This is a genomic window from Mesorhizobium denitrificans (assembly GCF_003403035.1).
GTDB classification, from domain to species: Bacteria; Pseudomonadota; Alphaproteobacteria; order Rhizobiales; family Rhizobiaceae; genus Mesorhizobium_G; species Mesorhizobium_G denitrificans.
Genome location: NZ_QURN01000004.1, coordinates 285,891 through 308,527 on the forward strand (window position 1 = coordinate 285,891; position 22,637 = coordinate 308,527).

Below are 22,637 nucleotides of genomic sequence, written 5' to 3' on the forward strand. Positions count from 1 at the left end.
CTGAGTCATAGTTGCTCCCGCAGTTTTAGGGAGGAATTCAGTGAAGAAATTTATTTTGGCAACCGTTTTGACGGGTGCGCTGGCCGCGCCTGCTCTTGCAACTGACTATAAGATCATGGCTCCGGCTGCGCCGGGCGGCGGATGGGATCAGACCGCTCGCTCCATGCAGAGCGCTCTGCAGGATGAAAAGATTTCCGATAGTGTTCAGGTTTACAACGTTCCGGGTGCGGGCGGTACAATCGGATTGGCGCAGTTTGTCAATCAGGCCAATGGCGATCCATCGCAATTGATCGTCGGCGGCTATGTCATGGTGGGTGCCATTCTCACCAACAATTCGCCAGTAACGCTTGACCAGATTACGCCGATTGCGCGCCTGACCGGCGAATATGAAGCGATTGTCGTGCCCGCCGCATCCGACATCAAGGATATGGCTGGGCTGGTTGAAAAGCTGAAGGCAGATCCCGGCTCGGTTTCATGGGGCGGAGGATCGGCAGGCGGTACGGACCACATTACGGCGGGCCTTATCGCCAAGGCTGCGGGCGTTGACCCGACCAAAGTAAACTACATCGCATTTTCCGGTGGTGGTGAAGCTCTTGCTGCCATTCTCGGCAATCAGGTCACTGTCGGGATTTCCGGTTATGGCGAGTTTGCTGAGCAAGTGAAGGGTGGAACGCTGCGCATAATCGGCATTTCAAGTGACGAGCGCGTGGCTGGCATCGATGCGCCAACCTATAAGGAGAGCGGTGTTGATGTGTCGATCCAGAATTGGCGCATGGTTGCCGCTGCGCCGGGCATCAGCGATGAGCAGAAAGCGGCCATTACGGCCGACATCGAAAAGATGAACAATTCCGAGACATGGAAGAAGACGCTCGCAGACAAGGGCTGGGCAAACACCTATCTCGCGGGAGACGCATTTACCGAGCAACTCAAGAAGGACGTCGCTTCGACGACTGAAATTCTCAAAGATATCGGCTTGGTTAAATGAGCACTGGAAGCTCTGGCGAACAGCGCCGCCCAGATAGGGCGGTGCTTGTTATCGCTGCGGTGTTGATGGTGGTCGCCATCGGCATCGGCTATGGCACAATGCAGCAAGGCGGCGTGGCCGGCTATTCGCCGGTGGGTCCGAAAACCGTTCCTTACATCATCGCCGCAGCGCTGGCAGGCTTGTCGATCATGACGGCGATAGCTGGCTTGCGCGGCGATTTTCCCGAGCGTGAAGAGCAGAACGTTCCGCCAATTCTCTGGATCTTGGGTGGCCTTGCTATTCAAATGCTGACGATGAAAACGGTTGGTTTTTCATTGGCGACTGGCGTGCTCTTCGCGGCAACCGCAAAAGGCTTTGGCCGAGGTCCGCTGTGGCTGACTATTCCTGTGGGCGTCGTATTCTCTTTCATCGTTTGGTTCATATTCTCAAAGGGCCTGCAACTTTCGCTTCCGGCAGGACCATTCGAGCGGCTTTTCTAGGATCATCAAATGAATACCTTTGAACTGCTCGGCCAGGGATTGTTGACCGCGATGCAGTGGTCGAACCTGCTCTATGCGCTTATTGGCGTCACGCTTGGTACGGCGGTTGGGGTGTTGCCCGGAATCGGACCCGCACTTACGGTCGCACTGCTCTTGCCGGTAACGTACAAGCTCGATCCGGCAGGCTCGCTAATCATGTTTGCGGGCATTTACTACGGCGGCATGTATGGCGGCTCGACCACGTCGATTCTGCTGAACACACCGGGCGAAAGCGCTTCAATCGTCACCGCGCTCGAGGGCAACAAAATGGCCCGCAAGGGCCGCGGCGGTCCCGCGCTGGCGACAGCTGCAATAGGCTCATTCGTTGCTGGTTTGATTGCTACGCTGGGGCTCGCGTTTATCGCGCCGTCCGTGGTGAAGTTCGCGCTTTCGTTTGGGCCAGCCGAATATTTCGGCCTCATGCTTCTTGCCTTCATGACCGTTTCAGCCGCCTTCGGCGATTCCGCGCTCCGCGGCATCACATCGCTGACAATCGGACTGGCGCTAGGTCTTATCGGTATAGATCAGCTTACGGGCCAGACACGTCTGACGATGGGCTTGCCGAACCTCTTTGACGGTATCTCGGTAACAACGCTTGCCGTTGCGCTCTTCGCAATTGGTGAGACATTCGCGGTCGCGTCGCAGAAGGTTACGGGCGAGGAAAAAGTCGAGTCTGTCAAAGGCTCGGTCTGGATGACCAAGGACGATTGGAAGCGCTCGTGGATGCCGTGGCTACGCGGCACCGCTATCGGCTTTCCGATTGGCGCAATGCCGGCGGGCGGCGCTGACGTTTCTAGTTTTCTCTCCTATTCGGCGGAAAGAACGTTCTCGAAACATCCGGAAGAATTCGGCCATGGTGCCATCGAAGGCGTAGCTGGTCCGGAAGCGGCGAACAATGCCTCCGCTGCCGGAACGCTGGTGCCGCTGCTCACGCTGGGCCTCCCGACGACTGCGACCGCTGCGATCATGCTCGCGGGCTTCCAGCAGTTCGGCTTGCAGCCCGGTCCGTTGCTGTTCGTAACCAACGCAACGCTTGTGTGGGGTCTTATTGCCAGCCTTCTGGTAGCAAACCTCATGCTGCTTGTGTTGAACCTGCCGCTAATTGGGCTTTGGGTGAAACTGCTGACAATCCCGCGCCATTGGCTTTATGCGGGTATTCTGGTGTTCGCGACCTTGGGAACGATCGGCGCCGATGGCTCGACCTTTTCGCTCGGCGGCATTCCAGTATCATTTGGGCTGGGCTTGCTGATGCTGTTCGGAATACTGGGCTACTTGCTGCGCCGGTTCCACTATCCGATAGCGCCCGTGGTGGTTGGACTCATCCTTGGACCGATGGCAGAAAAGAGCCTTCGACAGGCACTGCAAATCAGCCAGGGCGACCCCACCGCACTGTTCCATTCTTGGATAGCGATAGTCCTATGGCTGCTAGCTGCGTCAGCCGTCCTCGTGCCGATGTATATGCGCTATCGCGGCAGCAAGGTGCTCGAACAAATCGCGGGAGACACAGACTAGGCTGTCTCCCACGAAGCGAACGAGTTATTTATACGTGTGGGCCCTTTTGCCAATGATCATGCGAAATTCGACAGGGTCGATACCCAAAGTCTGAAGATCGCTCGAACGCGGAGCGCGGTTGTTCTCAACGGCGCTCGCTACCTTTGCCGCGCTGCCGATCGTGCCGAAGAAGGCCGAGAGTGTGCTGCGCATGGTCATGTCTAACTCCTGTTTTGCGGTGCCGCATCAAATTTGTGCGACGCAACAAATGTAGTGACTCCAGAGTGATGTTGTCAGGCGGGTTGTATCAAACCAGCCATGCAGATTCGCATGGGTCGGCTTTCTGAAATTCCATCGAAAATGCTGCCCCCTCTTGCAATCCGAAGGACATGGATTTATATCGGCTTCAAATTCTTGGTCGGTATGACGAAGAGTGGGTCCACCCGGTCCCGCTCTTTTTTGTTACCGGGCAGCCATTTGAAGGTTTGCATGACAACTGCCGAAACTGACATTGCCGGTGACGACCGTATCATCCGTGAAAGCGGAATCGATGCGCGCGTTGCAGCTGTTGTCGAGCCGGTGCTGCGCGGCATCGGTTTCAGGCTGGTTCGGGTTCGCCTGTTCGGGCAGAACGGCTTGACCCTGCAGATAATGGCCGAGCGGGAAGACGGCACGATGACCGTCGAGGATTGCGAGGAAGTGAGTCGCGCACTTTCACCGGCTCTTGATGTGGAAGATCCCATCGAAAAAGCCTATCATCTGGAAGTGTCTTCGCCGGGCATCGACAGGCCGCTGGTTCGGAAGTCAGATTTTACGGCCTGGATTGGCCATCTGGTGAAGATGGAAACCTCGGTGATGGTAGCGGAGCGCAAGCGCTTCCGCGGTCGGATCGTATCTGTTGACGACGCTGGTGTTCTGATCGAACGGGATCAGGCCAGCTATGGCGACGAGCCATCAGTGAAAGTGCCATTCGAGGCAATTTCCGATGCGCGTCTCATATTGACCGATGATTTGATTCGCGATGCGCTTACTGCGGATAAGAAGGCGCGTCAGGAAGCAAAAAAGCGCCGTGGCGAACCAGCGGAAGACGCCGCGCAGGACGAGTGAATTCGAGCGGGCATGGTCCGCTAACTCAGGGAGACGAACATGGTCGTCAGTGCCAACAGGCTTGAGCTGCTGCAGATTGCGGATGCGGTAGCTCGCGAAAAGTCCATCGACAAATCTATCGTGATCGATGCGATGGCCGATGCGATTCAGAAGGCCGCGCGCTCTCGCTATGGTCAGGAAACCAATATTCGCGCCGACATCAATCACCAGACAGGTGAGATGAAGCTTCAGCGCTTGATGGAAGTGGTTGATGCGGTCGAAGAACCTGCCCGCCAGATTTCAGTGAAGGATGCGCGCCTGCGCAATCCGGATGCGCAGCCGGGCGACTACATTGCCGAGCAGCTTCCACCGATGGATTTTGGCCGCATCGCAGCGCAGTCGGCGAAGCAGGTTATTGTGCAGAAGGTTCGTGAAGCTGAGCGTGACCGCCAGTATGACGAGTACAAGGATCGCATTGGCGAGATCGTCAACGGTACGGTCAAGCGCGTGGAATATGGTAATGTGATCGTGGATCTGGGTCGTGGCGAAGCGATCATCCGTCGCGACGAACTCATCCCCCGCGAAAACTACAAATATGGCGACCGCGTGCGCGCTTATGTCTATGACGTGCGTCGCGAACAGCGTGGCCCGCAGATTTTCTTGTCGCGTACCCATCCGCAGTTCATGGCGAAGCTGTTCACGATGGAAGTGCCAGAAATCTATGACGGCATCATCGAGATAAAGTCCGTGGCTCGCGATCCCGGCTCCCGCGCCAAAATCGCCGTGACGTCGCGCGATTCCTCGATTGACCCTGTCGGTGCTTGCGTCGGTATGCGCGGTTCGCGCGTGCAGGCTGTGGTAGCCGAGTTGCAGGGCGAAAAGATCGACATCATTCCGTGGTCGCCTTCGGTTGCATCGTTCATCGTGAACGCGCTGCAGCCTGCGGAAGTAGCCAAGGTGGTGTTGGACGAAGAAGCCGAGCGTATCGAAGTTGTCGTTGCCGACGACCAGCTTTCGCTCGCAATTGGTCGCCGTGGTCAGAACGTGCGCCTCGCCTCGCAGCTTACTGGTTGGGACATCGACATCCTGACGGAGCAGGAAGAGTCCGAACGTCGCCAGAAGGAATTCTCGGAGCGCTCGAAGCTCTTCATGGACGCGCTCAATGTCGACGAAATCGTCGGTCAGGTACTGGCATCGGAAGGCTTCTCCAGCATTGAGGAAGTTGCCTACGTTGATGCCGATGAAATTTCGTCCATCGATGGTTTTGATGAAGATACGGCTAGCGAAATCCAGATGCGCGCCCGCGAATATCTGGAACGTCTGGAAGCTGAGCAGGATGCAAAGCGCAAGAAGCTCGGTGTTCTGGATGAGGTTCGCGAAATTCCCGGCATCAGCACTGCAATGATGGTGACGCTCGGAGAGGATGGCGTGAAGAGCATCGAGGACTTCGCAGGTTATGCGGTGGACGACCTTGTTGGCTGGAAAGAGCGCAAGGACGGCGAAACCAAACAGTTCCCCGGCGTTCTGGCTCCGCATCAGATTTCGCGCGCAGAAGCTGAACAGATGGTGCTCTCGGCTCGGCTCAAGGCCGGCTGGATCACTGAAGAAGAACTCGCAGCCGAGCAAGAGGCTGCTGAAGAAACCGCCGACGCATAATCATGCGTTGGCTTGGAGCGGCACTTGGACGAGATGAACGATCGCACCTGCATCGTTACCCGCCAGAACGCGGACCCGGATTTGTTGATCCGGTTCGTGGCTGCTCCCGATTCAACTGTCGTTCCTGACCTTAAGCGCAATTTGCCGGGCCGCGGTTGCTGGGTTACTTCGGACCGCGAGCACGTAGACAAAGCAGCAGCTTCCAAAAAGCTATTCACGCGCGCGCTGCGAGCGGGCGTTACCGTTCCCGCAGATCTGGGCGCGCAGGTTGATCGGCTGCTGGCCAAAACTGCGCTCGGTTCGCTTGGGCTCGCGCGCAAGGCGGGTAAGGTTGCGCTTGGCGCTACAAAGGTGGAGAATGCCGTGCGATCCGGCACAGCCGCGCTGGTCCTGCATGCTTTCGAGGCAGCGGATGATGGCGTGCGCAAAGTGACGCAAGCACGACGGGCTACGGTTCACCTCGGTGGCCCAGACATTCCCGCCTATAAACTTTTTGCCGAATCCGAATTGGGTTTGGCATTGGGCAGTACAAATGTGATACATGCTGCCGTCCTCGCGGGTGATGCGGGAACGGCGGCCGTTAAGCGCATCGAAGCGCTCGACCGTTATCGGGGCGGTTCCCCGGCAGCTCAGGCAATAAGTGCGGCAATTGCCCCGAATGATGACGCCGCAGAGGATATGGAATGAGTGATACGAAGTCCGGCGACGACAAGACGTTGCATGTCAATACCAAGAAGACCCTGACGCTGAAGCGCCCAGGGATCGAGCAGAGCACCGTGCGGCAGAATTTCTCGCACGGGCGCACGAAGGCTGTCGTCGTCGAAACCAAGCGGAAGTTCGTCAAGCCGGGCGAGCGGCCAGAGCCTGCACAGGTGTTTACGCCGAAGCCGGCCCCTCAACCTCAGGCGCAACCGCCGCAACCTGCGCCGGTTGCGAAACCGCAGGTGGCTGCACCAGCGCCCGCCGCACAAGCTTCGCCAGCGCCAGCGCCAGCACCTGCACCCGCACCTAGTCGAGATCGCGGTGGTGTTGTGCTGAACGAGTTGTCTAACAGCGAGATGGAGGCGCGTCGACGCGCATTGGAAGGTTCACAGGCTCGCGAGGCTGAGGATCGCCGTCGCGCGACCGAGCAGGCCAATCGCCGCGCCGAAGAGGAAGAGCGTCGTCGCAAGGAACGCGAAGAATCCGCGCGCCGCCAAGCCGACGAGGAAGCTCGTATCAAGGCTGAAGCCGAGGCGCGTCGCCGTGCTGAGGAAGATGCGCGCCGCCGTACGCCGCAGCTTGATAACGTGGTCGCAGATGAGGACGAGGCTCCGGTTGCGCCGAAGCGCGGCGGCGGTGGTGCTCCTGCACCGCGAGGCCTGCCGCCGCGTCGCGGAACGCCCGCGCCTGAGCCCGCGCGTCCCACACGCACGAAAGGTGAAGCCGATCGTCGTCAAGGTCGCCTGACAGTCACGGCTGCATTGACGGACGACGGCGATGCAGCGCGTGGTCGCTCTTTGGCTGCGGCTCGCCGCCGTCAGGAGAAATTCAAACGTGCGATGCAGAATGAACCGCGTGAAAAGATTTCGCGTGAAGTAACGCTGCCGGAAACGATCACGATCCAGGAACTCGCGGGCCGTATGTCGGAGCGCGCAGTGGATGTCATTAAGTTCTTCATGAAGCAGGGCCAGATGATGAAGCCCGGCGACGTGATCGATGCTGACACGGCAGAACTGATCGCGTCTGAATTTGGCCACACGGTCAAGCGTGTTGCAGAGTCTGACGTCGAAGAAGGCCTGTTCAACCTACCGGATGCGGATGAAGATTTGAAGTCGCGTCCGCCTGTGGTCACCATTATGGGTCACGTCGATCACGGTAAGACGTCGTTGCTCGACGCCATCCGCAATGCCAATGTTGTTTCTGGCGAAGCGGGCGGAATCACGCAGCATATCGGTGCCTATCAGGTCGAGAAGAATGGTCAGAAGATCACCTTCATCGATACGCCGGGTCACGCGGCCTTCACGGCAATGCGCGCACGCGGTGCTCAGGTAACGGACATCGCCATTCTCGTTGTTGCTGCAGACGATTCCGTGATGCCGCAGACGATCGAGTCGATCAGCCACGCAAAGGCAGCGGGCGTTCCGATCATCGTGGCGATCAACAAGATCGACAAGCCGTCGGCAGATGCGCAGAAAGTGCGTACGCAGTTGCTCCAACACGAAGTGTTTGTGGAGTCGATGGGCGGTGAGACGCTGGACGTTGAAGTCTCGGCGAAGACTGGTCTGGGCCTCGACAAGCTTCTTGAAGCCATTCTGCTGCAGGCTGAAATCCTTGACCTCAAGGCTAACCCTGATCGTACCGCTGAGGGCGTCGTCATCGAAGCCAAGCTCGACAAGGGTCGCGGTCCTGTCGCCACTGTTCTCGTACAGACAGGTACTCTTATGCCGGGCGACATTATCGTCGTAGGTAACGAATGGGGCCGTGTGCGCGCGGTGGTCAATGACAGAGGCGAGCATCTGGAAGAAGCGCCGCCGTCTATGCCGGTCGAGGTTCTTGGCTTGCAAGGCACGCCGCACGCAGGCGACCGTTTTGCAACGGTCGAGAACGAAGCACGTGCGCGCGAAATCGCTGCGTATCGTCAGCGTCTTGCGCGCGACAAGGCTGTTGCCAAGCACGTCGGCCAGCGCGGCTCGCTCGAACAGATGATGTCGCAGTTGCAGACGAGTGGTCTCAAGGAGTTCCCGCTTGTCATCAAGGGCGACGTGCAGGGTTCCATCGAAGCCATTGCGGCAGCACTCGAAAAGCTGGGAACGGACGAAGTGCGTGCCCGCATCGTTCATTCGGGCGCAGGCGGCATTACCGAAACAGACGTCTCTCTTGCCGAGACTTCGGGCGCTGCGATCATCGGGTTCAACGTTCGTGCGAACGTTCAGGCTCGCCAGGCGGCTGAGCAGGCAGGCATCGAAATCCGGTACTACAACATCATCTACAACCTGGTAGACGATGTGAAGCAGGCCATGTCCGGGCTGCTGTCGCCAGAGCGTCGCGAGACGTTCCTCGGTAATGCGGAGATTTTGGAAGTCTTCCACATCACCAAAATCGGCAAGGTCGCGGGCTGCCGCGTTACGGAAGGCAAAGTGGAGCGCGGAGCGGGCGTGCGGCTCATCCGCGACAACGTGGTTATCCACGAAGGAACGCTCAAAACGCTCAAGCGCTTCAAGGATGAAGTGTCTGAAGTGCCGGTCGGTCAGGAATGCGGTATGGCGTTCCAGAACTATGAAGACATCCGGCAGGGCGATATTATTGAGTGCTTCCGCGTAGAGATGGTTACGCGCACGCTCTAGTTCGCTGAAATCGGGAGGGCGCTTCACTGTCCTCCCAAATTAATTGAAAGCGCTTGCGGTTCTATCCCGCAAGCGGTTTGGTTTGGAAAAATGTCCAGATTTTCAACTTCCGGCCCATCGCAGCGCCAGCTTCGTGTTGGCGAGCAAGTTCGGCATGCGTTGTCAGAACTTTTGCAACGCGGCGAGGTACGTGACAATCTGATTGAGACGACTGTTATTTCAGTCTCCGAAGTTCGCATGTCGCCCGATCTTAAAATAGCGACGGCCTTCGTTTCACCGCTCGGCGCGAAGGATGATCAGGCGGTGATAGACGCGCTCAACCGCAATGCACGGTTTATTCGCGGACGAATGTCGCCTGCATTGAGGCAAATGAAATACATGCCGGAGTTCAGGTTCCGGCTCGATACCAGCTACGACAATATGGCCAAGATCGACGAACTGCTGCGTTCGCCGGAAGTAAAGCGCGATCTGGACAATGAGGAAAATGATTGATGGCGCGACGCGGCAAGAAAAAAGGCCGGCCGGTTTCTGGCTGGGTAATTTTGGATAAACCGGTTGGCATGGGTTCAACCGAAGCCGTCTCCAAGATCAAATGGCTTTTCAATGCGGAAAAGGCGGGTCATGCGGGAACGCTCGACCCGTTAGCTTCCGGCATGCTGCCAATCGCACTAGGCGAAGCAACGAAGACAGTTCCGTATGTGCAGGACGGCGCGAAGGTCTATCGGTTCACGGTCGCGTGGGGCGAGGAGCGCACGACGGATGATCTGGAAGGCGAGGCAACCAAGACGTCCGCAGAACGCCCATCTGAGGAAGCTATCCGCGCCATCATGCCGAAATACACTGGCGTAATCATGCAGACCCCGCCGCAGTTCTCTGCCATCAAGATCGGCGGCGAACGTGCTTACGATCTGGCGCGTGGTGGCGAAACCGTTGAGATACCGGCGCGCGAAGTCGAGATTGGTAGATTCGATCTGGTAGAACATTCCGGCGACCGCACGCTGTTTGAGATTGAATGCGGCAAGGGCACATATGTGCGCTCGTTGGCGCGTGATATGGGGCGTGATCTTGGCTGCTTTGGCCATATCGCCACCTTGCGTCGTACGGAAGTAGACCCTTTCACACCAGATGATTTCGTGACCGTCGAGCAGCTTGAAACAGCACGAACTGGAGCGGAAGGAGAGGCGCCGAATTTCACCGCGATCGATAATCTGGTGATCGACACAGGGGCGGCTCTCGAATGTCTTCCCCGCGTGGACATTACCGACGATGCAGCAACTCGCATCCGTCTTGGTAACCCTATCATCATTCGCGGGCGCGACGCGCCTGTGGAAGCAGATGAGGCCTGCGCAATGGCGCGCGGACGGCTTGTCGCCATTGGCGCAATTGAAGCAGGCATGTTTAAACCGAAGCGTGTATTCGTAAGCTAGAGCCAGTTTTCAGCGACTGGAAAATTTCCTAGCTTGGGCAGATGGACATGCCTGATTCAGTACCGTCGCGTGACGCAGGGAGAATGCGTGCGAAGAAGCATTCCCCCATTGGGGCCTCACCGGGAACACTGATTGCAGACCCCACAGCGCAAAAACCCATTCTCACGCTGACGGTTATTTCTCCGGCTGGATCAAAAACCTTTTCTAACGCTAGTGTAGATGATGTGCGGCGCGAGCGTGGCCATTGGCCATTGGTATGGTTGGATTGTTCCGGCCTCGCGGATGTCGGACTCGTGCAGGAGATAGGTCAACTATTTGGGCTGCATCCGCTTTCCTTGGAAGATACCGTAAACACCGGTCAGCGGCCGAAGGCCGACTTTTTCGACACCAATGTCTTTGTGGTGTTGACGATGATTGACGATCACATCACCAACAGACCAGAGCAGATTTCCGTGTTCTTCGGCTCTGATTTTGTCGTCACTTTTCAGGAGCGCGAGGGCGATCCGTTTGATCCTGTCCGCAAGCGTCTCGAAGCCGCAACTGCTAGCAGGTTGCGCGCAAAGAAAGCGGACTATCTTGCTTATGCGCTGATAGACGCAATTGTTGATAGCTACTTCCCGTGCATCGAGCAGTTGAATGGCCAAATCGATGCGATTGAAGATGAAATTCTGACGGGGTTGGGCAAGGACCAGGTTGGTCGACTTCATCTGTTGCGCCGTCGTGCCGGTCAGCTCAAGCGCGCCTTATGGCCCACGCGCGATGCTATAGCCGCGCTGCTGCGAAGCGATTCTGTGGTGATTACGCCCGAAACAAAAATCTATCTGAACGACACCTATGACCACGCGATCAGCCAACTGGAAGCGGTTGAAAGCGCGCGGGATATGCTGACCGGCCTCATCGAAATGCACCTGTCGCTTAGTCAGGCGCGTACAAATGACGTAATCAGCTTTCTCACGATTGTGTCCGCAGTATTTATTCCGCTGACATTTCTCGCCGGAATATGGGGCATGAATTTTGACCCCGACAAGTCTCCGTTCAACATGCCCGAACTGGAAAGCTACTACGGGTATCCAGCGGCGCTAGGCTTTATGGCGCTGGTCGCACTACTGACCATCTGCTTCTTCAAGTGGAAGAAATGGATTTAGCGTGTGGCCGCATAAACGCGGAAACCCTTTTCGTCCGCAATCGTCTCGCAAGCGTGGAATTGCGTTTTCAAAATGGCTTCATAGGGTAGTCCGCGATTGGCCACCATAAATAGCTTTCCGCGCGGCTTGAGCGCGGAAGCGGCGGCGCGAATCAACGCCTGGCCCAAGGCCGGATCGGCCGCTCGCCCCGCGTGAAACGGCGGGTTCATTACGATCAAATCATAGATGCGCTCGACCCTTTCAGCGGTCAGATCACACCAATGAAAATTGGTGCCTTGTGCAGACGCAAGCCGCGCCATGTTTCGTCGCGCAGCCTCCACTGATGCATAATCCGCTTCGTAAAGATCAATGCGAGAGAATTTGCTGCTCTCAGCAAGTACTGCCGATAGGTAGCCCCAACCAGCGCAAAAATCGGCTGTAACTCCATGCAGTCCGGCTGGCAACCTATCTGCCAAGAGACGCGATCCGACATCGATCCGATCATGTGAGAACATGCCGGGCGCTGTTTCGAATTTCCCGTCGACCAGCAACGCGTTATCCTGTTGGCGAACAATCGAGTCCGCGTAGGCATCGGCCTGCGCGCTTCTGTACAGCCAGAAAACCACGCCGTGGTTCTTTGACAGGTGTCCGCCGAGAGGCACTTCCTTTTCAAGCCGCTTGCGCAAACTTGCCGCGCCTTCGTCCTTGCCGCCTGCAACGACGATAAGCCCACCCGGCACAAGCCGAAGGATACTTTCTGCCAGCCATCGCTCATTTTGTCCGCGATGCTTTCCGGCAAGGATGATCGCCGATTCGTAATTCCCGCCGTCAGGGACGGGAGCTACGGAAAACCCGCGCCGTTCCAGCACCAAGAAGTCAGGGCGGAAACCCTGTACAAGCGTAAGTTTGGCATCGAAATATTGGGGTACCTGAAAATCACGCTCGGCACCAAACACGAGGCAAGTTTTGCCAGCCGCCGGAGCGTCGAGTTCGCCTGAGGCAAATGGATGAAAAAGAGTCTGGACGCTTTCGCGGCTCATTGATGCATCTCTCGAAAAAGAAAAGGCGCGGCATTGCTGCCGCGCCCGACTTTGCCTGAATCAGACGCGGCTTACGCGGCGTCTTCTTCGTCTTTCTTCTCGCGAACGATTTCCTTGCCGGTCGCCTGATCGACAACCTTCATGGAAAGGCGAACCTTGCCGCGCTCGTCGAAGCCCATCAGCTTGACCCAAACCTTATCGCCTTCCTTGACGACATCTGTGGTTTTCTGAACGCGCTCATTGGCAAGCTGCGAAATGTGAACCAGGCCATCGCGTGGGCCGAAGAAGTTCACGAAAGCGCCGAAGTCGGCAGTCTTGACGACCGTGCCTTCATAGATTTCGCCGACTTCCGGCTCAGCAACAATGGTGTGGATCCACTTCTTGGCAGCCTCGATTTCCTTCGCGTTCGACGAAGCGATCTTCACCGTGCCGTCGTCTTCGATGTTGATCTTTGCGCCGGTCTTTTCCACGATTTCGCGGATGACCTTGCCGCCAGACCCGATCACGTCACGGATCTTGTCGGTCGGAATCTGCATGACCTCGATGCGGGGCGCAAATTCGCCGAGTTCCTTGCGGCCTTCGGAGAGAGCCTTGGCCATCTCGCCCAGAATGTGCAGGCGACCGTCCTTGGCCTGACCAAGAGCCACCTTCATGATCTCTTCGGTGATGCCGTCGATCTTGATGTCCATCTGGAGCGAAGTGATGCCGCCAACCGTGCCGGCCACCTTGAAGTCCATGTCGCCGAGGTGATCTTCGTCGCCGAGAATGTCTGAGAGAACGGCAAAGCGCTCGCCTTCCTTGATGAGACCCATCGCGATGCCCGCCACCGGCTTCGAAAGCGGAACGCCCGCATCCATCAACGCCAGCGAGGTGCCGCAAACGGTTGCCATCGACGACGAACCGTTGGATTCGGTGATCTCGGAAACGACACGCAGCGTATACGGGAACTGCTCAGCGGAAGGCAGCATTGGGTGGATGGCGCGCCATGCCAACTTGCCGTGGCCGATTTCACGGCGACCTGGCGAACCCATGCGACCCGTTTCACCGACCGAATAGGGCGGGAAGTTGTAGTGCAGAAGGAAGGTTTCCTTATGTGTACCGGTCAACGAGTCGATGTACTGTTCGTCTTCGCCGGTGCCGAGCGTTGCAACGACGAGCGCCTGCGTTTCGCCGCGCGTAAAGAGCGCCGAACCGTGCGTACGAGGAAGCACACCAACTTCTGAAACAATCGGGCGGACCGTCTGAAGATCGCGACCGTCGATGCGCGAACCGGTGTCGAGGATGTTCCAGCGAACGATTTTTGCCTGAAGCTCCTTGAACACGGTTGCGACCTGATCGGCGCTGTACTTCGGTGTTTCTTCACCTTCCGGTGCGAAATGCGCTTTTACCTTGGCCTTAGCCGCATCAACCGCGTCATAGCGAGCCTGCTTGACGGTATTCTTGTAGGCAGCGCGCAACTCGCCTTCGATCAGGCCGAGCATTTCCTTTTCGAGGTCGCCAAATGTGGGCGCAGTGAAATCGCGCGGATCCTTGGCGGCAACCTCAGCCAGCTTGATGATCGCTTCAATCACCGGCTGGAAGCCCTTATGACCGAACATCACAGCGCCGAGCATGATGTCTTCCGGCAGTTCCTGTGCTTCGGATTCGACCATCAGCACCGCGTCGGAAGTGCCTGCAACGACGAGGTCGAGCTTGGACTCTTCCATTTCGTCGATATGCGGGTTCAGGACGAACTCGCCGTTGATGTAGCCAACGCGCGCGCCGCCGATCGGGCCCATGAAGGGCACGCCCGAAAGCGTCAGTGCAGCCGAGGTAGCGACGATTGACAGAATGTCCGGATCGTTTTCGAGATCATGCTGAACAACCGTCACGATGATCTGGGTATCGTTCTTGTAGCCGTCCGCGAAAAGCGGGCGAATCGGACGATCGATCAAGCGGGAAACCAGCGTTTCCTTCTCGGTCGGACGGCCTTCGCGCTTGAAATAACCGCCGGGGATCTTACCGGCTGCGAAGGTCTTTTCCTGATAGTTTACTGTGAGCGGAAAAAAGTCGAAACCCGGCTTCGGCTCTTTCGCCGAAACAACGGTGGCGAGCACGACGGTTTCGCCATAGGTGGCGAGAACAGCGCCGTCAGCCTGGCGGGCAATCTTGCCGGTTTCCAGGATCAGCGGGCGACCGCCCCACTCGATTTCCACTTTGTGGTGATTGAACATGTCTTGTCCTTCATATGCGGAAAGGCCCGCACCGACCTTTTCGGCGCGCCCTACCTTTCCCGGCTTCGTTTGGGCGAGCCACGGGCAAGACAACGGGAGGTCCGGTAATTAGCTCCAAGAAAAGCTGCCGGGCATCCTGCAATCCTGCCCCATGACCTGCCCATGAGGCGGTCCGACGATCCCTTTTTCGTCCGGACCTTTGGGCCATTCACGGCCCGAAATGCGCAACCGGCGGGTCTCCAAAGGAAACCCGCCGGAAGTTCTTAGCGACGCAGACCGAGCTTCTCGATCAACGCCTGATAGCGCGCATCGTCTTTCCTCTTGAGGTAGTCGAGGAGTGAACGACGCTGCGACACGAGGGCGAGGAGGCCGCGACGGGAGTGGTTATCCTTCACGTGGCCCTTGAAGTGCTCGGTCAGATTCTTGATACGCTCCGAGAGAATTGCAACCTGGACTTCCGGCGAGCCGGTGTCGCCCTTGGCGGTGGCGAATTCTTTCAGCAGTTCCTGCTTACGTTCAGCAGTTATCGACATCGCGTTTTTCCTTTCGAATTTGAGGAAACGGGACGCCCTTAGCCGGGATGTCGTCCAGCAGGGGCCATGATAGCAGGCACGATTATTGCGCAATGCTGGCGCGCATATAGTTGATATGCGGCTAGATTGCTACCGTTTTTTATAGCGGAGCGTTTCACCTAAACGCCGGCATTATAGGCCGCAATTGCGGCCATGTTCACCACATCGGCGTCTTTGGCATTCAGCGGTACGATCTGCACTGACTTGTTCAGGCCAACGAGCAGCGGGCCGATGACAGTCGAACCGCCCAGCTCCTGCAGCATTTTGGTTGAAATGCTGGCGGAATGGAACGCGGGCATAACAAGCACATTGGCCGCGCCTGACAGTCGGCAGAAGGGGTATTGCCGCTGCATCAGATTGAAGTTCAATGCGACGTCGGCCGCCATCTCGCCATCATATTCGAAATCCACGCGGCGGCGGTCGAGTATCTTTACGGCCTCCTGCACACGCTCTGACCGCTCACCCTGCGGATGTCCGAAGGTGGAATAAGCCAGCATTGCCACACGCGGCTCGTAGCCCATGCGGCGCGCGAAGCCGGCTGCTTCCTCCGCGATATCCGCAAGCTGTTCCGAGTTGGGCATGTCGTGCACAGCAGTATCGGCTACGATGACCGTGCGGCCCCGGCAGAGCGCAATCGATACACCGATGATGCGATGTCCCGGCTTGGCGTCGATGACGCGGCATACGTCTTCCAGCACGGTGGAATAGTTGCGGGTTACGCCCGTAACCACCGCGTCGGCATCGCCCAGCGCGACCATTGTTGCGGCAAAGTGGTTTCGATCATTGTTGATGAGCCGCTGGCAATCGCGCAGCAGAAAGCCCTTGCGTTGCATATGCTCGTAGAGATGGTCTGCATAAACGGAATTGCGGCGCGAAAGCCGTGCATTGATGATCTCGATGCCGGCCTTGTTGATTTCGACGCCCGCCTGACGGGCGGTTTCCTTTATCTGCTCCTCGCGACCGACCAGAATCGCGGTGCCGAGACGTTGGTTCACGAACGAAACCGCTGCGCGCATCACCTGCTGCTCTTCACCTTCCGCGAACACGACGCGCTTGGGTTGGCGGCGCACGCGGTCATAAATGCGTTGCAAGGTGGACGCGATCGGGTCGCGTCGCGCCGAAAGCTCTTGCGCGTATTTATTTAGATCGAGAATTGGACGACGGGCGACGCCGCTTTCCATCGCCGCTTTCGCGACCGCAACGGGAATAGCCGAGATCAAGCGCGGATCAAAAGGTACGGGGATGATGTAGTTTGGACCGAACTTTGGGCGATTGCCTTGATAGGCCGCGGCGACATCGTCGGGCACATCTTCGCGCGCGAGTTCGGCCAGCGCCTGAGCGGCTGCAACTTTCATTTCATCGTTGATGGTGGTCGCGCGGACATCAAGCGCACCACGGAAGATGTAAGGGAAGCCAAGTACGTTATTAACCTGGTTGGGATAGTCCGAACGGCCCGTTGCCATGATGGCATCGGTGCGGATTTCGGCCACTTCCTCCGGCGTGATTTCCGGGTCCGGATTCGCCATTGCAAAGATGATGGGGTTCTTCGCCATCGACTGGACCATCTTCGTGGTCAGCGCACCCTTGGCCGAAAGGCCGAAGAAAACATCGGCGCCATCGAGCGCTTCTTCCAGTGTCCGGGCCTTGGTTTTAACGGCATGAGCAGACTTCCATTGGTTCATGCCTTCGGTGCGGCCCTGATAAACCACACCTTTAGTGTCGCACAGAATGACATTCTCCGGCGAAAAACCCAGCGACTTGACCAGTTCAATACAGGCAATGCCCGCAGCGCCCGCACCATTGCAGACGAGCTTGGCGGTCTTCATGTCGCGTCCGGTAATTTCCAGCGCGTTGATGAGGCCTGCCGTTGCGATAATCGCCGTGCCGTGTTGGTCGTCATGGAAAACCGGAATGTCCATGAGTTCGCGCAGCCGCTGCTCAATGATGAAGCAATCGGGCGCCTTAATGTCTTCAAGATTGATGCCGCCGAAGGATGGGCCCAAATAGCGTACGCAATTGATAAAGGCGTCCGGGTCTTCGGTGTCTACCTCCAGGTCGATGGAATCTACGTCTGCAAAGCGCTTGAACAGAACGGACTTGCCTTCCATGACGGGTTTTGATGCCAGCGCTCCGAGATTGCCGAGGCCGAGAATGGCAGTGCCGTTGGAGATAACCGCGACCATGTTGCCGCGCGTTGTGTAATCGAACGCGCGCGAAGGGTCTTCCGCAATGGCTTTGACCGGAACTGCTACGCCGGGCGAATAAGCCAGCGACAAATCGCGCTGCGTCGCCATTGGCTTCGTGGGGCTGATTTCGAGTTTCCCTGGCCTGCCGGATGCGTGAAAATCAAGTGCTTCTTCAGCGGTGACGGATGGACCAGTCTGCTCTGTCTTCTTGGCGGCCATGAATATGCGTTTCCTTACCCCTGCCGTGCCAGTCGGCGATGCTTTTTTGTGGAGCATTGAGGAATAAGGCTACACTTGCTGCAAAGGAAGGGCCAAGGAACTAACGAACTCAATTTTTGGGGCGCATCGCCTTGTTTATTTCCGAACTGCTGGCGCTTTCGGCGGCAATCTGCATCGCGCTGAGCGGTATGCTCATCAGCGAATTGAAAGGCAGAGTAGATGTTATTCGCCTCGCACGCTGGCAGATGTTGGCAGCTTTTGCGATGACTGCGGCGATGACGGTCGTCCGAGGCGGTTGGGACACCATAGACGCCGATCAGGCGTGGCTGCTGGCCTTGTCCAGCCTGTTCGGCATCATTATTGCGAGCACGACCTATTTTGCCGCGATCTATATTGCTGGCCCACGTACGACGGCCTTGCTGTTCACATTGGCATCGCCGTTCTCACTTCTACTAGGCTATGCGTTTCTCGGCGAAACGATCACCATGCGCCAAGCTTTTGGCGTGCTGTTGGTGATTGTCGGTATTCTCATGGCAATCGGAATGCGGAGGCGGGAAACGGTGCCCGCAGTTGAGGTTCCTGCTGCAAATACTGCTGCGCCCGTCTCGCAACAACCATCGCCAAGCTGGCTGGGCATGGCGCTGGGTGTCATCACGGCTCTGGGGCAAGCGCTCGGCAGTCTCGCTGCTCGTCCGGCGATGGAAGCAGGTGCCGATCCTGCTGCCGCAATGGCCGTGCGCTCAGGCATCGCCGCGCTCTTCTTCCTTGCGCTTGCTCTGGTGCCGTTAAAAGCGCTTCACCAGCCTTACAAATTTCAATGGCCGGATATGAAGATTGCTGTGGCCTCCGCCTTCTTTGGCACAGGGCTCGGCATGTCTTTGTTGATGGCTGCGCTAACGACTGGCAATGTAGGCATCGTGACGACTCTTTCTTCCATGACGCCCATCATGATTTTGCCGATGGTTTGGCTGCGGTCCGGCGTAGCGCCAGTAAAGGCAGCCTGGCTCGGCGCAGCAATTGCGGTGATCGGCACTGCGGCGATCAGCCTTTGAGGTCGCGATGTTGAACAAGCAGGCCAGCGAGGCAACAATCCTTTCAACATCTGGCGCAACGCCGATGATGGAGCAGTACATCGAGATCAAGGCGGCGAACCAGGATTCCCTCCTGTTCTATCGCATGGGCGATTTCTACGAGTTGTTCTTCGATGATGCAGAAAAAGCAAGCCGCGCCTTGGGCATCGTGCTCACAAAGCGGGGCAAGCATCAGGGCGAAGACATTCCCATGTGCGGTGTCCCGGTCCATGCCGCTGATGACTATTTGCAGAAGCTAATCGGGCTGGGCTTCCGCGTTGCTGTTTGCGAGCAGATTGAAGACCCCTCGGAAGCAAAGAAGCGCGGTTACAAAGCGGTCGTGCGGCGTGACGTGGTTCGTCTTGTTACACCCGGTACTATCACCGAAGACAAATTGCTTGATCCGGCTCAAAGCAATTTTCTGATGGCTGTTGGGCGCATCAAGAGTTCGCCACAAGATGTTTTCGGACTGGCATGGATCGATATTTCTACCGGGCTGTTCCGCGTGGCCGAGACGAACGCGGATCGTTTGCTCGCTGATGTTCTGCGCGTCGATCCGCGCGAAGTGGTTGTGGCTGAGCCTGTCTTCTACGATGAAGAACTGAAGCAGGTGTTCGATGTGCTGGGGCGAACCGCCGGGCCGGTTCCTGGCTCGCTGTTCGAATCTTCAGGCGCGGCTGGCCGAATCGCGCGCTTCTACGGTGTAGCTACGCCCGACAGTTTCGGGGCGTTTTCGCGAGCGGAGCTATCGGCCATTTCAGGCGCGATCGCGTACGTGGAAAAAACGCAGAAGGCCGAGCGCCCGCCATTGGCCAGACCCGAGCGAGAGCAATCGGCTTCGACGCTCTTCATCGATCCGGCTACCCGTTCCAGCCTCGAACTGGTTCGTGCCATGAATGGCGGTCGCGACGGCTCGTTGTTCAAGTCAATTGATCGCACGGTGACGGGCGGTGGTGGGCGAATGCTGGCCGAGCGGCTGATGTCGCCGCTCACCGATCCAGATGAGATCGGTGCGCGACTGGATTCCGTTTCGTTCTTTCTCGGCGAAACGCGATTGTGCGAGGCGGTTCGCATTGTGCTCAAAGGCGTTGCGGACATGCCGCGCGCTCTTTCTCGGCTCGCGCTCAACCGTGGCGGGCCGCGCGATTTGGGCGCTTTGCGCGCGGGCATGGAAGCAGCGCGTAGCCTTCGTGAGATGTTGGACAAGCTGACTGCGCCGAGCGAAATCGCACGCGCGATTGACGCTCTTGCAGCATTGCCTGGAGACTTTGGTGAGCATCTGGCCTCTGCGCTTGGCGAAGAACTGCCACTGCTCAGACGCGATGGTGGATATGTTCGCGCTGGCTACAACGCCGAACTGGATGAGATGCGTGCTTTGCGCGATGAGTCTCGCCGCGTGATTGCAGGCATGGAGCGTGACCTGATCGAAGAGACGGGCATTCGTTCACTGAAGATTCGGCACAACAATGTGCTTGGCTATTACATAGAGGTCACGGCCAACAATCAGTCTGCGTTGAACGGTACGGATGAAGCGAAAGGGCGATTTATCCATCGTCAAACAATGGCGAACGCCATGCGCTTCACTACGACGGAACTCGCCGGTCTTGAAACCAAGATTGCCAATGCAGCGGATCGGGCGCTAGCAATAGAGCATCGAATTTTCGATGCGCTGACCGCGGAGGCGGTGGGCCACGCGGATGTAATCCGGGCCGGTGCTCAAGCAATTTCCGTACTCGACGTTTCCGCCGCGCTTTCCTTGTTGGCCCAAGCCGACAATTATTGCCGCCCGCAGGTGGATGGGAGTCTTGCTTTCCAGATCGAGGGCGGACGACACCCTGTTGTAGAGCAAGCGTTGCGAAGATCTGCCGAAGCGCCGTTTGTTGCGAACGACTGTGATCTTTCACCTTCCGGCAATGATCGGAATGGCGCGATCTGGTTGCTCACCGGTCCCAATATGGGTGGCAAATCCACCTTTCTGCGCCAAAATGCGCTCATTTCTATCATGGCGCAGATGGGCTCCTTTGTGCCTGCGCGTTCCGCTCATATTGGCGTCGTAGACAGATTGTTCTCACGTGTCGGTGCGTCGGATGATCTGGCGCGTGGTCGTTCGACCTTCATGGTCGAAATGGTCGAAACCGCTGCTATTCTCAATCAGGCAGGCGACCGGTCATTGGTTATTCTGGATGAAATCGGACGCGGCACTGCAACGTTCGACGGGCTATCAATCGCGTGGGCGGCGGTGGAATATCTGCACGAACAGAACCGCTGCCGCGCGATCTTCGCCACGCATTTCCACGAGATTACAGCGCTTTCAGCCAAACTGCCGCGCTTGCACAATGTGACGATGCGCGTGAAGGAATGGGATGGCGATGTCGTATTCCTCCACGAGGTAGCCATGGGAGCAGCCGACCGCAGCTACGGTGTGCAAGTGGCGAAGCTGGCTGGCCTGCCAGATGCCGTGGTTCAACGTGCACGCGATGTGTTGCACCAACTCGAAGAAGGCGAAATGTCAGGCAAGGCTGATCGTATGCTTGACGATCTGCCGCTATTCTCCGCTATTCTTCGCAAGGAAACACCTCCACCGCCTCGCAATGATGGGATAAGTGACGCGCTTGGCGCAATCAATCCCGACGAACTGACACCGCGCGAGGCCCTTGAAGCTCTATACCGACTAAAGCGCTTGCTATAGGCGTCCGCGATAAATTACGTAGCAGGCCTAATGTCCACGACTACACAAGCGAGTGACCGTAGCAAGATCGGCGTCATGCTGATGCTGCTGGCGGTTCTGATGTTTTCGCTGAACGATGTGCTCGGAAAATATCTGGTCGCCTCCTACTCTGTAGGTCAACTTCTCCTGATACGCAGCACGGCAGCTGTGCTTTTTCTAACCCCGTTCATTTTAAAGGCGGGTTGGCGCAGTCTCTTCGATGTTTCACAGCCGAAACTGATGGTCGCACGCGTCGTTCTGACAACCATCGAAATTTCCAGCTTTTATTACGCGGTGGGCTACATGCCACTGGCCGACGCAATGACCTTCTGGATGGCGGCACCGATCTACGTCGCCGCGCTCTCACCGTTTTTGCTTGGTGAGCATGTAGGATGGCGGCGCTGGACGGCGATCCTGATTGGCTTCGCGGGCGTGATCATTGCTTTGCGGCCGTCGTCAGAAACGCTGACCCTGCCTGCCCTTGTAGCGCTTACGGGAAGTGTGGCCTTCAGCTTCATGATGGTGACTGGCCGCGCTCTGCGTCAATCGTCGGACATAGCAATGGTGTTCTGGCCGACCCTGGGAGTGACCTTGCTCGGAATCACTGCTCTGCCTTGGGCGACGACCATGCCGACGCCGATCGATTTCGTGTTGCTTGCGTTGCTCGGCGTAGTAGCGCTGATGGCGCATTTTCTGACCAACCGTTCGCTTATGCTGGCGGACGCGGCGACTGTCACGCCTTATCAATACACATTGCTTGTCTGGGCAATGTTTTTTGGCTGGCTGGTCTTTAACGAGACGCCGCGCATCACGACAATAATTGGCGCAGTCGTTATCGTGGTTTCTGGGCTTTTCATTTTCTTCCGAGAGCAGCAATTGGGCATCAAACGCGATACTGTGACCGAAGTTGTTTAGCAGCGTCGATTGCGCAAAGGGCGTCAGCATCTGTCAGTATCGAATTTGACATTGGCCCATGAGATACGACATGCAAGCCCCTCACGATAGCAAAGTGCCATC

Annotated in this window: 18 protein-coding genes; 13 read left to right on the top strand and 5 right to left on the bottom strand. The window is 57.4% G+C overall.

Annotation, left to right across the window (positions count from 1 at the left end; all coding sequences use genetic code 11):
- Positions 1 to 40: 40 nt before the first annotated feature.
- From DY251_RS06440 to DY251_RS06450, 3 genes are read left to right on the top strand one after another with little or no spacing between them, the layout of a single operon-like run.
- Complete coding sequence (locus DY251_RS06440) at positions 41 to 985, top strand: Bug family tripartite tricarboxylate transporter substrate binding protein (protein WP_116623032.1); 945 nt, start codon at positions 41 to 43, stop codon at positions 983 to 985.
- Positions 982 to 1,464, top strand: a complete 483-nt coding sequence (locus DY251_RS06445) for a tripartite tricarboxylate transporter TctB family protein (protein ID WP_116623033.1) — start codon at positions 982 to 984, stop codon at positions 1,462 to 1,464. Before DY251_RS06440 ends, DY251_RS06445 begins: the two co-directional genes overlap by 4 nt.
- A 9-nt stretch (positions 1,465 to 1,473) precedes the next feature.
- On the top strand, positions 1,474 to 3,015 hold the full coding sequence (locus DY251_RS06450; RefSeq protein ID WP_116623034.1) for a tripartite tricarboxylate transporter permease: 1,542 nt from the start codon (positions 1,474 to 1,476) through the stop codon (positions 3,013 to 3,015).
- Between the two features lie 24 nt (positions 3,016 to 3,039).
- Here DY251_RS06450 and DY251_RS21605 read toward each other — a convergent pair whose 3' ends face one another.
- The gene (locus tag DY251_RS21605) at positions 3,040 to 3,213 is read right to left on the bottom strand and encodes a hypothetical protein (RefSeq protein WP_170971272.1); all 174 of its coding nucleotides are present in this window, start codon (positions 3,211 to 3,213) and stop codon (positions 3,040 to 3,042) included.
- Between the two features lie 270 nt (positions 3,214 to 3,483).
- Here DY251_RS21605 and rimP point away from each other — a divergent pair, with 270 nt between their 5' ends.
- The 7 genes from rimP (at position 3,484) to corA (ending at position 11,634) form a co-directional block, all read left to right on the top strand.
- Positions 3,484 to 4,101, top strand: coding sequence for a ribosome maturation factor RimP (gene rimP, locus DY251_RS06455; protein ID WP_116623035.1), 618 nt, complete (start codon positions 3,484 to 3,486; stop codon positions 4,099 to 4,101).
- 39 nt (positions 4,102 to 4,140) lie between these two features.
- Complete coding sequence (gene nusA / locus DY251_RS06460; RefSeq protein WP_116623036.1) at positions 4,141 to 5,736, top strand: transcription termination factor NusA; 1,596 nt, start codon at positions 4,141 to 4,143, stop codon at positions 5,734 to 5,736.
- A 33-nt stretch (positions 5,737 to 5,769) separates the two neighbouring features.
- A complete protein-coding gene (locus DY251_RS06465) occupies positions 5,770 to 6,423 on the top strand; it encodes an RNA-binding protein (protein ID WP_170971293.1) in 654 nt (217 codons plus the stop codon).
- Positions 6,420 to 9,062 (top strand): translation initiation factor IF-2, encoded by a 2,643-nt coding sequence (gene infB, locus DY251_RS06470; protein ID WP_116623038.1) that lies wholly within the window; start codon positions 6,420 to 6,422, stop codon positions 9,060 to 9,062. The genes DY251_RS06465 and infB overlap by 4 nt, the downstream gene beginning before the upstream one ends.
- A 90-nt stretch (positions 9,063 to 9,152) precedes the next feature.
- The gene (gene rbfA, locus DY251_RS06475) at positions 9,153 to 9,554 is read left to right on the top strand and encodes a 30S ribosome-binding factor RbfA (protein ID WP_116623039.1); all 402 of its coding nucleotides are present in this window, start codon (positions 9,153 to 9,155) and stop codon (positions 9,552 to 9,554) included.
- Positions 9,554 to 10,489 carry a tRNA pseudouridine(55) synthase TruB gene (gene truB / locus DY251_RS06480; RefSeq protein ID WP_116623040.1) on the top strand — a complete coding sequence of 312 codons (936 nt, stop codon included), beginning with the start codon at positions 9,554 to 9,556 and terminating at the stop codon, positions 10,487 to 10,489. The genes rbfA and truB overlap by 1 nt, the downstream gene beginning before the upstream one ends.
- Before the next feature lie 47 nt (positions 10,490 to 10,536).
- Positions 10,537 to 11,634 (top strand): magnesium/cobalt transporter CorA, encoded by a 1,098-nt coding sequence (corA, locus tag DY251_RS06485; RefSeq protein ID WP_245415873.1) that lies wholly within the window; start codon positions 10,537 to 10,539, stop codon positions 11,632 to 11,634.
- On the opposite strand, the gene DY251_RS06490 is transcribed toward corA, so the two are convergent.
- The 4 genes from DY251_RS06490 to DY251_RS06505 all read right to left on the bottom strand — a co-directional run bounded on the left by DY251_RS06490 (position 11,631) and on the right by DY251_RS06505 (position 17,843).
- Positions 11,631 to 12,653: a class I SAM-dependent methyltransferase gene (locus DY251_RS06490; RefSeq protein ID WP_116623042.1), complete on the bottom strand. Its 1,023-nt coding sequence runs from the start codon at positions 12,651 to 12,653 to the stop codon at positions 11,631 to 11,633. The genes corA and DY251_RS06490 overlap by 4 nt on opposite strands.
- A gap of 71 nt (positions 12,654 to 12,724) precedes the next feature.
- Positions 12,725 to 14,866, bottom strand: a complete 2,142-nt coding sequence (gene pnp / locus DY251_RS06495; RefSeq protein WP_116623146.1) for a polyribonucleotide nucleotidyltransferase — start codon at positions 14,864 to 14,866, stop codon at positions 12,725 to 12,727.
- A 263-nt stretch (positions 14,867 to 15,129) separates the two neighbouring features.
- Complete coding sequence (rpsO, locus tag DY251_RS06500; protein WP_116623043.1) at positions 15,130 to 15,399, bottom strand: 30S ribosomal protein S15; 270 nt, start codon at positions 15,397 to 15,399, stop codon at positions 15,130 to 15,132.
- A gap of 158 nt (positions 15,400 to 15,557) precedes the next feature.
- Positions 15,558 to 17,843, bottom strand: a complete 2,286-nt coding sequence (locus DY251_RS06505; protein ID WP_116623044.1) for an NADP-dependent malic enzyme — start codon at positions 17,841 to 17,843, stop codon at positions 15,558 to 15,560.
- A 131-nt stretch (positions 17,844 to 17,974) separates the two neighbouring features.
- Between DY251_RS06505 and DY251_RS06510 the strand changes: the two genes are divergently transcribed.
- Genes DY251_RS06510 through DY251_RS06520 form a run of 3 tightly spaced genes read left to right on the top strand, consistent with a single transcriptional unit; the run spans position 17,975 to position 22,535 of the window.
- The gene (locus DY251_RS06510) at positions 17,975 to 18,895 is read left to right on the top strand and encodes a DMT family transporter (RefSeq protein ID WP_158553226.1); all 921 of its coding nucleotides are present in this window, start codon (positions 17,975 to 17,977) and stop codon (positions 18,893 to 18,895) included.
- A gap of 7 nt (positions 18,896 to 18,902) precedes the next feature.
- Positions 18,903 to 21,602: a DNA mismatch repair protein MutS gene (mutS, locus tag DY251_RS06515; RefSeq protein WP_116623046.1), complete on the top strand. Its 2,700-nt coding sequence runs from the start codon at positions 18,903 to 18,905 to the stop codon at positions 21,600 to 21,602.
- A gap of 30 nt (positions 21,603 to 21,632) precedes the next feature.
- Complete coding sequence (locus DY251_RS06520; protein ID WP_116623047.1) at positions 21,633 to 22,535, top strand: DMT family transporter; 903 nt, start codon at positions 21,633 to 21,635, stop codon at positions 22,533 to 22,535.
- Positions 22,536 to 22,637: the final 102 nt, after the last annotated feature.